Annotated in this window: 14 protein-coding genes; 6 read left to right on the plus strand and 8 right to left on the minus strand. The window is 43.2% G+C overall.

What is annotated here, in order from left to right; translation table 11 throughout:
• Positions 1-47 precede the first annotated feature (47 nt).
• The gene (locus R7E47_RS03035; RefSeq protein ID WP_025768471.1) at positions 48-1,331 is read left to right on the plus strand and encodes a peptidoglycan DD-metalloendopeptidase family protein; all 1,284 of its coding nucleotides are present in this window, start codon (positions 48-50) and stop codon (positions 1,329-1,331) included.
• 106 nt (positions 1,332-1,437) lie between these two features.
• Here R7E47_RS03035 and R7E47_RS03040 read toward each other — a convergent pair whose 3' ends face one another.
• Positions 1,438-3,258 (minus strand): putative bifunctional diguanylate cyclase/phosphodiesterase, encoded by a 1,821-nt coding sequence (locus R7E47_RS03040; RefSeq protein WP_262645025.1) that lies wholly within the window; start codon positions 3,256-3,258, stop codon positions 1,438-1,440.
• 183 nt (positions 3,259-3,441) lie between these two features.
• Positions 3,442-4,329: a LysR family transcriptional regulator gene (locus R7E47_RS03045; protein ID WP_017635852.1), complete on the minus strand. Its 888-nt coding sequence runs from the start codon at positions 4,327-4,329 to the stop codon at positions 3,442-3,444.
• A gap of 105 nt (positions 4,330-4,434) precedes the next feature.
• Here R7E47_RS03045 and R7E47_RS03050 point away from each other — a divergent pair, with 105 nt between their 5' ends.
• The 3 genes from R7E47_RS03050 (at position 4,435) to R7E47_RS03060 (ending at position 6,420) form a co-directional block, all read left to right on the plus strand.
• Complete coding sequence (locus tag R7E47_RS03050; RefSeq protein WP_017821607.1) at positions 4,435-5,628, plus strand: multidrug effflux MFS transporter; 1,194 nt, start codon at positions 4,435-4,437, stop codon at positions 5,626-5,628.
• 176 nt (positions 5,629-5,804) lie between these two features.
• Complete coding sequence (locus R7E47_RS03055; protein ID WP_005375501.1) at positions 5,805-6,152, plus strand: hypothetical protein; 348 nt, start codon at positions 5,805-5,807, stop codon at positions 6,150-6,152.
• Positions 6,153-6,285: 133 nt separating this feature from the next.
• Positions 6,286-6,420, plus strand: a complete 135-nt coding sequence (locus R7E47_RS03060; RefSeq protein WP_017635854.1) for a hypothetical protein — start codon at positions 6,286-6,288, stop codon at positions 6,418-6,420.
• A 127-nt stretch (positions 6,421-6,547) separates the two neighbouring features.
• Here R7E47_RS03060 and R7E47_RS03065 read toward each other — a convergent pair whose 3' ends face one another.
• The 3 genes from R7E47_RS03065 to R7E47_RS03075 form a co-directional block, all read right to left on the minus strand.
• The gene (locus tag R7E47_RS03065; protein ID WP_005385185.1) at positions 6,548-7,162 is read right to left on the minus strand and encodes a glutaredoxin domain-containing protein; all 615 of its coding nucleotides are present in this window, start codon (positions 7,160-7,162) and stop codon (positions 6,548-6,550) included.
• A 43-nt stretch (positions 7,163-7,205) separates the two neighbouring features.
• Positions 7,206-8,063, minus strand: coding sequence for a DMT family transporter (locus R7E47_RS03070; RefSeq protein WP_005375542.1), 858 nt, complete (start codon positions 8,061-8,063; stop codon positions 7,206-7,208).
• A gap of 463 nt (positions 8,064-8,526) precedes the next feature.
• Complete coding sequence (locus tag R7E47_RS03075; RefSeq protein ID WP_005375535.1) at positions 8,527-9,498, minus strand: porin; 972 nt, start codon at positions 9,496-9,498, stop codon at positions 8,527-8,529.
• Positions 9,499-10,107: 609 nt separating this feature from the next.
• Here R7E47_RS03075 and R7E47_RS03080 point away from each other — a divergent pair.
• Together R7E47_RS03080 and R7E47_RS03085 are read left to right on the plus strand one after the other, a co-directional pair.
• Positions 10,108-11,166 carry a porin gene (locus R7E47_RS03080; protein WP_047101621.1) on the plus strand — a complete coding sequence of 353 codons (1,059 nt, stop codon included), beginning with the start codon at positions 10,108-10,110 and terminating at the stop codon, positions 11,164-11,166.
• A 221-nt stretch (positions 11,167-11,387) separates the two neighbouring features.
• Positions 11,388-12,002 carry a fumarylacetoacetate hydrolase family protein gene (locus R7E47_RS03085; RefSeq protein WP_017635857.1) on the plus strand — a complete coding sequence of 205 codons (615 nt, stop codon included), beginning with the start codon at positions 11,388-11,390 and terminating at the stop codon, positions 12,000-12,002.
• On the opposite strand, the gene R7E47_RS03090 is transcribed toward R7E47_RS03085, so the two are convergent.
• The 3 genes from R7E47_RS03090 to R7E47_RS03100 form a co-directional block, all read right to left on the minus strand.
• The gene (locus R7E47_RS03090; protein ID WP_005385193.1) at positions 11,999-12,310 is read right to left on the minus strand and encodes an AzlD domain-containing protein; all 312 of its coding nucleotides are present in this window, start codon (positions 12,308-12,310) and stop codon (positions 11,999-12,001) included. The two genes, R7E47_RS03085 and R7E47_RS03090, sit on opposite strands and share 4 nt — an antisense overlap.
• Positions 12,310-13,020, minus strand: a complete 711-nt coding sequence (locus R7E47_RS03095) for an AzlC family ABC transporter permease (RefSeq protein ID WP_213885957.1) — start codon at positions 13,018-13,020, stop codon at positions 12,310-12,312. Before R7E47_RS03095 ends, R7E47_RS03090 begins: the two co-directional genes overlap by 1 nt.
• Positions 13,021-13,099: 79 nt before the next feature.
• Positions 13,100-13,927 carry an AraC family transcriptional regulator gene (locus tag R7E47_RS03100; protein ID WP_005385198.1) on the minus strand — a complete coding sequence of 276 codons (828 nt, stop codon included), beginning with the start codon at positions 13,925-13,927 and terminating at the stop codon, positions 13,100-13,102.
• Between the last annotated feature and the right edge of the window lie 4 nt (positions 13,928-13,931).

Raw genomic sequence — 13,931 nt, forward strand, 5'->3', positions numbered from 1 at the left:
GGAATGCATAAGCTATGAGCCTTGTTTGAAAGGAGATAGTAATTCCCGTGTCTACAAATGAAATTACAAGACGGTTGCCGAATCTGACAAGTCGTAGAGCGCTGCTGTTATACTCCTTGCCAGTTTTAGTTGCGATTGGTGTTTCTCACTCTCTCAAAGAGTCATCTTTAACCAAAACCATCGCATTGAACCTACCTGAATCTCAGGTCGTTGAAAAAATTCTTGATGCGACAACTGCCGAAGTTGTCACTCCCCCGAACTTCGAATATCAAATCCAAGCAGGTGACAACCTAAGCACTATTTTTAGTCAGCTCGGTTTCGGTTACAGCTCGTTAATGAAAGTAATGGAAACGGATTTGAACTACTTGGCACTTGATACACTTAAGCCGGGCAATACGCTCCGTTTCTGGCGTGATGATGCGACAGGCGAGTTAGCGAAAATGGAACTGCAATTTTCTATTGCAGATAAAGTGGTCTACAAGCTGAATAGTGATGGTAGCTATGACTTTACTGATATTTCCATTCCTGGCGTGTGGAGCCAAGAACCTTTAGTTGGCGTTATTCAAGGCAGTTTTTCTTCTTCTGCGAGTCGTTTAGGTTTAACGTCGGCGGAAGTGAGTCAAGTCGTAAGCTTACTCAAAGAACAACTTAACTTTGGACGTGATCTTCGTGCAGGTGATCGATTTGAAGTTGTTCGCCGCTCACAAAGCATCAATGGTGTACCAACAGGTAAGAACGAAATTGAGGCGATTAAGATTTATAATCGCGGCCGCGAGATCACCGCTTACCTTCATACTGATGGTCAATTCTACAATGCCAAAGGTGAAAGCTTACAGCGCGCATTCCAGCGTTACCCTGTAAGTAGTCGTTGGCGTATCAGTTCTGGCTTCAATCCTAATCGTTTACATCCAGTAACGGGGCGTGTTGCGCCGCACAACGGCACTGACTTTGCTGTACCAACCGGTACACCAGTCGTTTCTACTGGTGATGGTACAGTGATCATGACTCGTAAACACCCATATGCGGGTAACTACGTGGTTGTTGAGCACGGCAGCAAATACAAAACCCGTTACTTACACCTAAGTAAGATTTTGGTGAAGAAAGGGCAAAAGGTTTCTCGAGGCCAGCGTATCGGTCTTTCTGGTAAAACAGGTCGAGTGACTGGGCCACACCTTCACTATGAGTTGATTGAATACGGCCGTCCAGTTAACGCTATGCGAGCAAATATCCCAATGGCGAGTTCTGTTCCTAAGAAAGAGATGGCTACTTTTGTCGCGAACAGAGATGAAATGGATAGACTATTACGCGATAAAGAGAAAGCAGTGCTGTAATAAAGTACTTCGCTTAAAAAACAAAAAGAGACTAAGCATAGCTTGGTCTCTTTTACTTTGTGCATTAACTAGATTTGAATTCTATGACAGCAGTCTGTTCAGTACGTTAGGCACTCCGCACTTCACGTTCATTTATCAGGTGTACGATTTCTTCAACACTGTGTGGACGAGAGTAAAAATAACCTTGGATGTAGTGGCAGCCCATTTCAATTAACTTTTGCAGTGCTCTATCGTCTTCTACGCCTTCGGCAATCAAATCCACATCAAGCAGCTCTGCCAATTGCGCTATCAAAAACACCACTTGTTCAGAGGTTGTATTTGAGAGCATGTTCTGCACAAAGGTAGCATCGATTTTGATGCTATCAATCGGATAATTGTGTATATAGTTCAAGCTTGAGTATCCCGTACCAAAATCATCCAGTGCGACTTTAAAACCCAAGTATCGCAACGAGTTAAGTACCATCTGTTCACGGCCACTTTGTGAGAGTAAGACGGTCTCGGTGAGCTCTATAACAAAGTCTTTTGCTTCGTGCTGATACTTTTCAACCATGTTGGTTAAGTGATTAATATAACGGTTGGAATCAACCAGCTCATACGCTGAGCAATTGATGGAGAGTTTGACTTTATAGCCTAGGTTCGCTTCGAGTTCTTGCTTTGCGATACACGCGAGTTCAATAATCCGTTCACCTAACTCGATAATCAGGCCTGATTGTTCGGCAGCTTCAATGAACTCCGCTGGAGAGATATTTCCATAGATATTGCTATTCCAACGAGTCAAAATTTCAAAGTAATTCCAGCGGTCGCTCGTGATATCGACGATCGGTTGAACCACTACATACAACTCATCGCTGTCTTGTATATCAGTACTTAGCTGGATTCGCATTGCCTCAATAAGCTGCGTCCTACGGTGGTATAACGCACTAAGGTGTGTGTCGTAATGCTGAATCCGTGTATCGCGGTGTTTTTTACAATCTTTGAGAGCGAGACTGGCATTCAAAATCAGCTCATCGCTGTTCAACATATGTACTGGGGCACGCGCAATACCAATACTAACGGTGAAAGAAATCCGGTTAGATTTGTCGCTGTAGCCACTTTCAATTTTGTCGAGTACTTCCTGACACACGGCTACAGGATCTTCGTCGTACGTGATGAAGGCGAATTCATCTCCTGCGACACGGAACGCATTGTTTGGCGACGACAAGCTCTGTTGAATGGCGTTAGCTGTGAACTTAATGATTTGGTCGCCGATATAGTTTCCGTTGATATCATTGATCGATTTGAAATTATCGATATCAAGATACGCCAAACTGAATGGGCGAGTCGCCTGCTGCGTTAATGTCTCCAAGGTATCAGCTAAACAGCTACGGTTGAGCAGTCCAGTTAGGTTATCATGCGATACCTCATAGCTAAGCTGATTAAGAAGCTTATCTGAACGTTCACTGACCCACTTTTCACGTAAGCTATGAATAATGACATTGGCATAAAATCGGTGGAAGTCGAGGATATCTTGCGCTTCTTTCGCGTGGATGCTTCGGGTAAAGGTAGATAGTAAAATTCCCAGAACTTCGCCATTTTGTGTCTTCAATGGCAGGCCAATGTAAGCTTGAGTGCCATCTTCTTGAAACATCTTATCTTCAGGAAAACGCTTGTATACCTGGTCTTGATAGAAAATATGTTCGCCAATGTCTTTCGCCACTTTTTCACAGGGGGTGCCTGAAAGGTGGTAGCTTAGGTTGTCTGTAATTTTTCCATTGCTGGCGAAGGAAATGGTATGAGCCGAATGCTGAAGATGCGCAACTTCTACAACGCAAGTGCAATGGCTCTGCAAGTGTTGATGAATATCTAGCGTGACTCGGTTTAGCTGAGCCGTGCCGTTTAGCTTCAATATCTCATCAATTTTGTGGAAACTGATTTGTACCTGACCCATTGAGCATTTCACCTAGCGTTGTTATTAACATATCGTGTAAGACACGACGAATTATTATTTGATATGCATCAAATAAACTATCGGTTACTAAGGCGAATTTTTCAAATTTTGTGAACGAACAAATCATTATTTTCATGTTTTTATGCTTGAACCTTTTAAAGCTATAGCGATAAAAACGCTAAGCTAGGCTCGCTTCTCCTCTTCTAATCGTGATTTGAGATAATCGAGGAATAGCTTAGTTCGGGTATGCTGATAATCCAGCTTTGGATAGTAGGCATATACAGTGGCTTTATCCGCTGTGATATCGGGCAGGATAGGGACTAACGCGCCGGATTTGAGATCATCTTTGATCATGACGTTGTTCGTCATCAAAATACCCATGCCTCTTTTGGCGCCATGAAACAGCGCTTCTGGGTTGGTCGTGGCAAAGTTACCGGACAAGCTGATACGTTTGCCTCGATTTGTTTTGATTTCTCGTGAGGGTTTTTCTCCCCAAATCAGGACATTATGCTCTGTCAGATCCTCAACGCATTGTGGTGTGCCATATTTCTTTAGGTAACTAGGCGCGGCGTAAAACTGGGCTTTATGTTCGAAAAGTGCAGTAGCTTTGAAACTTAGAGAGTTCAGTTGCTCTAATTCCCGGCTAATAAACAGGTCTAAGCTTAGCTCTGGCAATTGGCCTGGTAGCGTTGTTGTTAATTGAAGTGTGATGTCTGGATATTTCTCAAGAAAATCATCAAGATAATGAACTAGAAACTTGGAACCAACGGCCAGCGTTGCCCCAATTTTTAATAGCCCCGCTGGTGATTGGTTGACTGAGCGAGTTTCATCTAATACCGATTGCCATGAATCAAGCTGACTTTTTGCTCGTTGATAAAACAGAGCACCAGCTTCAGTTTGGCTAATTGAGCGGGTCGTACGTTTGAGTAGTTGAACGCCAATTTTATCTTCTAGCCATTGAACTCGCTTACTGATAGCTGAGCTGGTGGTATTGAGTTTCCGCGCTGCTGCATTAAAGCTACCTTCTTCGACCACACGAATATAACTCTTCACGCTTTGAATCCAGTCCATTGTATCTCCTTGGGAATTAATTCCTTTCCAACTTAGCTGATTATCATCTTTGAGTATCAAATATACACTGTTTGCCATCAATCTGTCACAAAGTAGGAGGAACGTTTGCGTAAAACACCATTGTTATTAGCGATGATGATCATTGCCACAGGCCAAGTTGGCGTTAGTATTTATCTTCCTTCTTTGCCATTGATTGGTCATGACTTGAATTTGCCGCAACATTCGATTCAGAATCTCGTCACGCTATTTCTCGTTGGCTTCGGTATCTCTCAGCTTTTTTACGGCCCATTGTCTGATGCGATTGGTCGTCGGCCGGTGTTTATTCTGGGGCAAAGTGTATATCTAGTTGGTACGGTTATTTGCATCGCGTTTTCGGACAACATTGTTGCCCTTGAAGCGGGACGGTTACTGCAAGGCCTAGGAGCGGGCAGCGCTTCGGTACTTGGTCGGTCAGTACTGCGTGATAGTTATGACGGTATGCAATTAACCAAAGCGCTATCTTATATTTCAGTCACTGCTTCAGTGATGCCAATTATTGCTCCGCTGTTTGGTGGCTGGATTGCTTTTCACCTGAGTTGGCATGCTGTCTTCGTGTTTGTACTGATTTACTTAATGGCAATTTTTACACTTGGTTTATTGGTGCTGCCAGAAACGCTGCCTTATCCGAAGAGAAAATTTAAAGTAGGCGAAGTAAGCGCGAACTATTTGCGTCTGTTAACGAATACACAAGTGATTGGTAGTGCGAGCTACAACTGGCTTAGTTATTTATCGGCTCTGGTTACGCTCTCCTTGTATCCATTTTTAATGCAACAAGAGTTAGGATTAACGGCGGCAGATTACGGCTCTTTAATGATCATACCATCAGTTGGTTTGCTGACGGGTAGCTTAGTGCTGAACTTGATCAATGCTCGTTACAAAGCTCAGCAAATCTTGCTGATGAGTTTCGCGATTGTTGCTGTTGCAGGCTTCATGTTGTTGGTTACCCCCTTCAGTGTATTTTCATTGCTGACGGCATTCACGTGTTTAAGTTTTGCTCAAGGAATGTCATTCCCGGTATCGATCAGTTTGCTACTTTCACCACATAAGCAACAGGCAGGCGCGGTTTCTGCGCTATCTGGTTCTATTCAAATGTGTTTAGCAGGTTTGTTTGGTGGGTACTTAGTAGACTCATGGGTTACGAATCAGCAGCAGCTTGGGGTGTTTTATTTGTTTATTGCGTTACTTTCTTGCTTTGTTCTTGTACTAAGCCAATTTCGTAAAGTGCCAGAAGGGACGGTTCAAGCAGAAACTTCCATCTGAATATACTTGCAACCAGAAGGTCGGCTTTCTAAAATGCGCAGCTAAATTAAGTCTGGCCTGTTGTGTATACTGAATTACTTGGTTTGAAAGGAAGAGGGCGAACCTTGATACTTCTCTCAAGCTTGGAATACATTTCTGCCCAATGGCTATCCGATCTCTAATCGTTAGGTGAAAGAATGCAACAAAACGAATTTGAAACACTGGTAAAAGAAATTACTCAGCAAGAAAGTATGCCAAAGGCACTTGAAATCTTGAAGGCGTGTGAGGAAGAAGAAGTTGCACAAGCGGCGCAATCCCTAACGGGTCAGTTTGGCCTTGCAGAAGTTGATGGTGAGAAACGTATTTACCATATTACCACTCAAGAAGATGAGTCCGGAGAAGAGCAAGAATACGTAGAGCACGTCATGAATGAAGGCGATCACTTGATCAAGTTTGCTGCGTGGTTCTTTGAAACATTCTTTGAAATCAAACAGAAAGATACGTACGTCGCAGCGGGTAAAACATACCAACAACCTAAGCGATAGACGCTCATTTCAAGAAATCCACGAAAATCAAACTGAAAGTTAATTACAAAATAAATGTGACTGGAGTCTTGTTTTTATCTAATTGTGGTGTAAAATTACAACATAGTTAAGTCAATACATTCAGGAGAAGGTCATGGGTAACGAACTTGGTGGTGCTTATATTGGCCAGATGATTGCAAAAGACGCGATGCACAAAGCGCTTTACGGTAAAGCGAAGAAGAAAAAAGCTTCTGTTTTTGCTCGTGTTATTAAAAAACTGGCGAAATAATTTAAAAAGCCCTGATTGAAAAATCAGGGCTTTTTGCTTTTCTCTGTTTTGTTGTTAGTAAGTAGCCAACATATTGCACAACATTGGCAAAACGCTACTCAAAGACTGATGACATTTAAATCTAGAATTACGCGGATTGGCTTGGTATCTCCACAACATTGTTAGGCACTTTATCTAGCCCCTTTGCTGATAACCACTTTTCTAAATCGTCAGCGCCGCCAATATATTTTCCATCTAACCAGATTTGCGGCACTGTTACCGGTGTTTTTTCGCCAATGATGGCTTTTACTTCAGGAATCATGCGGTATAAGGCGGCGCTGTCTTTAACTACATCATGGTACTCATACTGAACGCCAGCCTCGTCAAGTAATTGTTTGGCTTTGACACAGTAAGGGCAAGTTGCTTTACCATAAACAATGTTGCCTTTTAGCTCATCGCGTTTTACCCACTCAGCAATAACAGACTGTACAAGCACACCCCGATTCAATGCTTCTCCTTGGCTGATAACTTTCCCTTCGACAAGAAGAATGGGTGCATGCCAAGCACCAGCTTTTAATGGTTCCCACCAGTGCGATAACCAATCTTTTACTTCAAGTTCAACGGGCACATCGGCTAGTTCGTTTTCAAAAGTATCCTTTAAAATATCTTTGGTTAATGTACATTCACCACAAGGAATATTGACTTTGAATGGGCCCCAACTACCAGCCCAGCGATACAGTGTAATTTTGATTGGTTGACTCATATGGGTTCCTCATTTCCTTTCCTGAAAATATAGAACTTTTAAATTAGATTTTTCTTTCAACTAACTTTGTCTTTTTCGCTTCCCAATGCGTAATAAACGCAATAGATGCAATAATAATCGCAGCACCTAACCATAAACGACCAGGTGGCACCCAACCAAACACCAACCAACCAGCAACAACATTCAAAGGCAGTTTGGCGTGATCAAATGGTTGCACAAATGAGGCGTCTGCTACTGCATATGCTTTAACGATAGCCCATTGAGCGAGTGCTGTAAGTGCACCTGCGGCTAAAAGCACACCCCATATCGTCCACGTATCTGGCATAGTAAACGTCGGTATCGCTAACAAGATATTAAATGGTGTTATCAGCAGCAATAAATAGACAACCATGGTTGATGGCGGATCGTTTACCGACATTTTTTTTACCATTAATGAATACGCTGCCCAGAAAAATGCGGCGCCAACAGGGAGCAGGGTCGCCCATGTAAATGAGTCTGCCCAAGGCTCAAGAATGATCATGGCACCAACAAACCCCGTCAATGTCGCTAACCAGCGTGCAGTACCTACTTTCTCTTTGAGTAACAAGCCAGAACCAACTGTGGCAAATAACGGGGAGGTCATGAGAAGTGCAATACCTTGCCAAATTGGAACTGGGTAAGCGAGAGCCCATAACCAAAGTTGAATCCCGATAACAGAGAGAAAAATGCGGAATGCATGCCAGCCAAAGTGTTGGGTTCTTAAAGAACGTCTAATCCCAAGTGTACGTAGGTAGGGCAGAATAACAAATAAGGCGATTGCATATTGGAATAACGCAAATGTGGTGGAGGAGACACCAAAGTTGATGCTAGCAATTTGGGCGAAGCTGTTCACTATGGCGAATGCCAAGCCAGCTGTTAGCATCCAGGACGCACCTTGAACAGGATGATGATTCAATTGAAAAATTCCAGTTTGATAGAGGTGGCGGGATCATACGTCCTATTGTTTTTCGCGCCAATAAAAAAATGCCTCCCAGAGGGAGGCGACATTACCAATTCAAAGGACGTGCCTGTTATAACAGGTACAAAGAACGAGAAGCACAAACGCTGCCATGCATTTGCATAAATAATATTGCAGAACACGTGCCAACTTTTATGTGTTTGATTTTAAATGGTTTTTTTGTTTTTCTGTGTTGTCGATTAGATGAAATGCACTAACTTAGTGATCAATCGCATTAAAAGAGGGCAGAAGTAGGCGTCGTTACGCTCGTTTTTCATTGCTGAGCGATGCTTGGATAGTGTGAAAACTTATCGAGTTGTGTTGGGTTAAATAAAAATGGCCAGCAAAGGTGCTGGCCAAGTGGACTCGCTCTTAGGACAAGAGTGAATTAGAAATCGTAACGTACGCCTAGGCGCAGTGTATCTTCGCCTTCTGTTACTAGACCTGTTGTTGCATCTTTTGCTTCATCAAGTTGGTTGATGTAGTAAGACAGGTAAGTACGGAAGTTGCTGTTTAGTTTGTAGTAACCAACAAGCTCGATACCTTCAACGGTGTCGTACTTTGAACCGTTGTCTGGATCATTCTCTTGAGCTGTGTATAGAGCTGCAAGTGTCACTTTGCTTGCTACTTTGTAGCTTGCGACTAGCTCGTAAGCCGTAAAGTCTTCAGAGTCAGTCAGGGAACCTTGAGAATAAGTACCTGCTAGGTAAAGGTTGTCCATCGAGTAAGCGATACCACCTAGAATTTGATCTTCAGAGTTATCTTTATCTACATCGCCACCAGAGTATGCAAGACCAAAGTCGAGGCCCATTGGTAGTGAGTACATTCCAGAGATGCCGTATTTATCTTCGTTATCGCTAGAGTTTGCTTGGTAGGTTGCTTGAAGTTGTAGTGCATCAAACGCACCACGGTATGCGAAAACGCTGTCTTGCTTATCAGAAGACGAATCAATAACTTGCTGAACACCAGAGAATTCTGTGATATCCGTCATGTCAGAGATGATGACTGCAGCCATGTCTTGACGACCTACAGAGAAAGCACCGATATCAGAGTCGACGCCTGCATACATGTAGCGGTTTTTGAATTCACTCTTGCCCGTTTTTTGTTCGGCTTCGTAAACACCGAAAGCAGAAAGGCCGTTGCCGATGTCTGTTTTACCTTTTAGGTTAAGACGAGCACGGCTTTTATCTTCCATGGAACCTTCAACTTCAGCACCGTCTGAACCGATGAAGTCACCACGAAACTCAACGCGGCCGCCAACTTTTAATTCAGTACCGTCGTTTTTGTATACAGTTGCTGCGAATGATGGTGCTGATACCAATGCTGTAAGAATTGCAGTAGTTAGTGCTGCCTTTTTCATTTTCTTATTACCCTAGTTGTAATCGATGGGCTTTCTTGCCCGATGTGTTGATGACGCTAAGGTAAAGGCTGAAAATGAAAGATAGATTTCTGTTAAGTTATGATTTGATTGCACTTTTATTGCTGGCGAGAATAAGTGCCCCTTCTCATACCACTTATAAAAAGAAAGGTTTATCTTTTTTGAGGTTTTTTCCTCTCCGTTGAAGACTGTGTTTTTTTCAAAAAGTTCCTGAATTGTTTCTTGACCCTAAATGTAAGTAAACATTTCAATTTGGCAGGGAAGTTTGGCCTAAAAATAGCGAATCATCAGCTATTTGTGAGCTAACTCTCTCTAAAGCATTTCTTATTGTAAGGTTTTTATTTCTCGATTTCTTGAAGGCTAAGTAAACGATTGCTTTTTAGGTTTTGTCTGAGATCTTTTCACTCGGTTGTCAGGAACTAATCAAATAAAGTGTCGGCAGTTGTTACACAAAGGTAAAACTAATCTGGTGGAAACGATGCCTCGGATAGCCTTTGTATTCCTCTCTTTGTTCATCATTTCGTTTTTACGAAAGTGAACCAAAGCCGGGTCTAAAACTGACTAACCAACTAATAAGTAATGGATTTAGAAATGAATAAAAAATTATTAGCAGCGGCAATCGCGGCAGCAACCTTCGGTACTCAAGCAGTTGCAGTGGAACTATATAATAACGATGGCACAACATTTTCGATGGGCGGCCACGTTTCTGTTAATTTAAATGGATCAGAGCAAGGTGACACGGATGTGGGTACTAACTCTCCTCGTATAAATATCTCTGCGACACAGGATTTGGGTAATGGCTTCACCGCAGACGCACGTGGTGAATGGGCGCTAAACTACTTAGACGGTGGTGAAGAGTCGTTTAAAACTCGTCTAGGTTACTTAGGTATAACTCATGAGGTTTATGGTCGTGCAGTAGGTGGTACGCAATGGTCACCTTACTACGATGTCGCAGGTATTGCAGATATGCCAATCGCGTTTGCCAACGACTTCATCTATGACGATCATGGAAACCTTGGCACTGGCCGTGCGGATAAAATGCTTTCTTACCGTAATGCCATCGAGTTGGGTGAAGCGGGTGTGATCAACTTTGGTCTTGGTTGGCAGGGTGCAAACGATGATTACACGCGCAACGATGCTGGAGTTATAACTGGCGGTGCTAAATACGATGACCGTGTGCAAGCTGCGCTTTCTTACTCAATCATGGGCGCTAAAATCGGTTATTCATACAATGGCGGTGATTTCCAGCACCCTGCATATGCAGGTAAGCACACGGCGGAATCACACGTTGTATCAGCATCTTACGGTGCGTACGGCCAAGGCCTATTCCTTGCTGCGGTTTATGGTTCAAACGAAAACATGAACTTCAGTGCAAAAGGCGACCGTTTAGAAGAAAGTGATGTGTACGAAGCGATCATCGCATACGCTCTGGCGAACAGCCTAAACTTGAGTGTTAACTATGAGATGGTGGAAGGTAAAGAGTTTAAGAGCTCTAAAACAGAAACTGCTCGTGAAGAAATGGCACTACAAGCAGAATATAACTTCACGCCTAAATTTGTTGGTTACGCGGGTTACCAGTTTGACCTAAATGACGACAATGGTCGTGAAACTGATGACAAATGGGCGTTAGGTGCTCGTTACTACCTATAATAGGGTTTAGCGAGAACTATTATTCAAGCTCATTGATCTAAAGCCAGCCTCGTGCTGGCTTTTTTGTCTATTTGTTTTACAAATACTTTGCTGTTTCAATTAGATGATACAAAACTCAAAACGGGGTGAATGTCTTATTTTTTACACTAGAGGTTGCTATTTAGTGTCGTTAAGTCAATAGGTTAGATTATGATGGGATTTTTGTTTTGCAGGGAAGAATGATGAGTGTTATTCAAGTTGAAGAAAAGAAAGTAGAAGTGGGTAAAGTGCTTTGTGTTGGACGAAATTACGTTGAACATATTCATGAGCTTAATAATGCAATGCCTGAGCAAATGGTGGTATTTAATAAACCCGCAACTTCCGTATCAACAACTCTGCGTTCATTCCATCAAGAGCCCCTTCATTATGAGGCTGAAATCTGCTTTTTGATCAAGGATGGACGTTATTCAGCGGTTGGTTTGGGATTGGATCTGACCAAGCGTGGTTTGCAATCCTCGCTTAAAAATCAGGGGTTGCCGTGGGAGCGTGCTAAGGCATTTGATGGCTCTGCTGTGTTTAGTCGGTTTGTCTCTTTGGATAACATTGATATCAATGATCTTAACCTTGAGCTCTTAATTAACTGTGTTCGTGTACAAAAAGGTCACGTTAACCAAATGCTCTACCCGCCGCTAACTATCCTGGATGAATTAACCAGTTACACAACACTTCAAGATGGCGATGTAGTGATGACTGGTACACCAAAGGGCGTTGGTGAGGTACATGAAGGTGACATCTTCCTTGGTCGATTAAAGTGTGGCGATGTCACCTTGTTGGAGATTGAGTGGTTGGCGGATTAAAGCCAAATTCGTAGAACGAGAAATACCACCATACTGATAACCGTCGTTAAAAGAACATTTTTAGTAAAATACGCGATTAAAGCAGCCAGTACGGCAGCCAGTAAAAATGGGTTTTGCACATTGACGCTGAGCTCCCCATCGGGAATGAAAACGATAGGTGCCCAGATCGCAGTCAGTACTGCGGGGCTAGCGTAATTGAGTACTTTTTGAGTGCGCGTCCCTAATCGCAATGGTAGCTTGGGTTCTAAAAACAAGTAGCGGCTGGTGAAAACAAGTACCGTCATCAGCAAAATAGCCAACATGATCATTAGCGTTTCTCCTTTACTTGTTCCACAAAGTAACCAGTAAGCATGGCTAAAATGCTTGAAATCATCAAACTTCCCTCAATTTGATAATAGGTTAGGGCAACTGAGCTCACCAAAGCCACAATAACACTCGCGAGCACTGCTGCATTTTTAATGGTGGGTACTACTATCGCGATAAAAGTTGCGGCTACAGCAAATTCCAAACCCATTTCGTTCAGTTCAGGGATTAGACTTCCCGCAATAATGCCCGTCAATGTCGCGACATTCCAAAACAGGTAAAAACTCAGACCAGCCCCAAGTGCATACCAGCGATTAAACTGTTTATCGGAATGGTGGCCTACAATCGCAAACAGCTCGTCAGTAAGTAAGAAGCCGAGTGATAATCGCCATTTTAGAGGGAGCGGTGCAATTTTACTGCGCATCGATACACTGTAGAGGAAGTGTCGAGAGGTGATAAAAAGCGTTGTCAGTAACATGGTCACTAGACCTGCTCCCGTTTTAATCATTCCCATCGCGACGAGCTGTGCAGAACCTGCGAACAAAATGGCGGATAGTGCTTGCCCTTCCAAAGGGTGAAGCCCAGTATCAATTGCGAATGAGCCTGCGAGTAAGCCCCAAGGGAGCACTGCGATACTCAGAGGCATCATCGCAAGTGTACCTTGCCAAAATAGCGTGGCTTTTGATTCTTTTTGTAACGGCAAAGTGTGGTCCATAGTTTCTTCTTATTTATTCCTAAATCAGATTACCAAGATAGCTCGGTAGTCGCATAACGCCTTGTACAATATTGCTGCTTTAGCTATGACGGACGTATTGGCCTGGAGTGACGCCCATGGCTTTTTTAAAGTGTCGATGCAGATGGCTTTGATCATGGAAGCCGCATTCTTGTGCCACGTCTGAAATTTTTTGTCCCATTTTTAGTAGCTTCTTCGCCATACGTAAACGTTGCTGAATTTGATAGGCATGAGGCGGAAAGCCAAATTGCTTTTGAAACTCTCTCAGCAGATGAAAAGGGCTTAATCCAGACAGTTTCGCGAGTTCTTCTAGTGAGACGTCCGTTTGTGGAAAGTCTTCCAAAAATTCTCTGACGAGCTGCACTTGTCGCTGAGCTCTGGTTGACTCTTTCAGTGGTGCCCGATGAGTGCTGTGTTTACTGGCTAGCTTGATCAACGTGCCGTAAACCAAAGTTTCTCTCAATAAACGGTTGTCTGATTTTTCTAGTGTTTCAAATACCAATCGTAACTGACTAGCCAGTTCAGGATCGTAAACCACAGGTTGAGGGAAATAGGGCAGAGCTACATTTGGTGAGCCAAGCTCTTGTCCTAAAGTTTGAAACTGCTGAGGTACGGGGTACATTGCTTTGTATTCCCAGCCGCCTTCCGAGGCTGAATGCCCGTTGTGTACTTCATCTGCATTAACAAGGATGATGCTGTCCTGTGGCGCGATATGATTCCCGCCCGTCCTAAAAAATTGTTGTGCCCCTTTTTCGATGACACCAATAGTGTAACCTTCGTGGCTATGGCGTGAAAAATTCTGCTTCTCATACTTTGCATCGAGAAGCTCTAAACCTCCGAGCTCTTGAGCTATCTTGAAGGTAGCGATTTCCTTATTCTTTTCTTTCATCTTT

Source organism: Vibrio sp. Vb1026 (assembly GCF_033338745.1).
In the GTDB taxonomy this organism is placed as follows: Bacteria; Pseudomonadota; Gammaproteobacteria; order Enterobacterales; family Vibrionaceae; genus Vibrio; species Vibrio alginolyticus.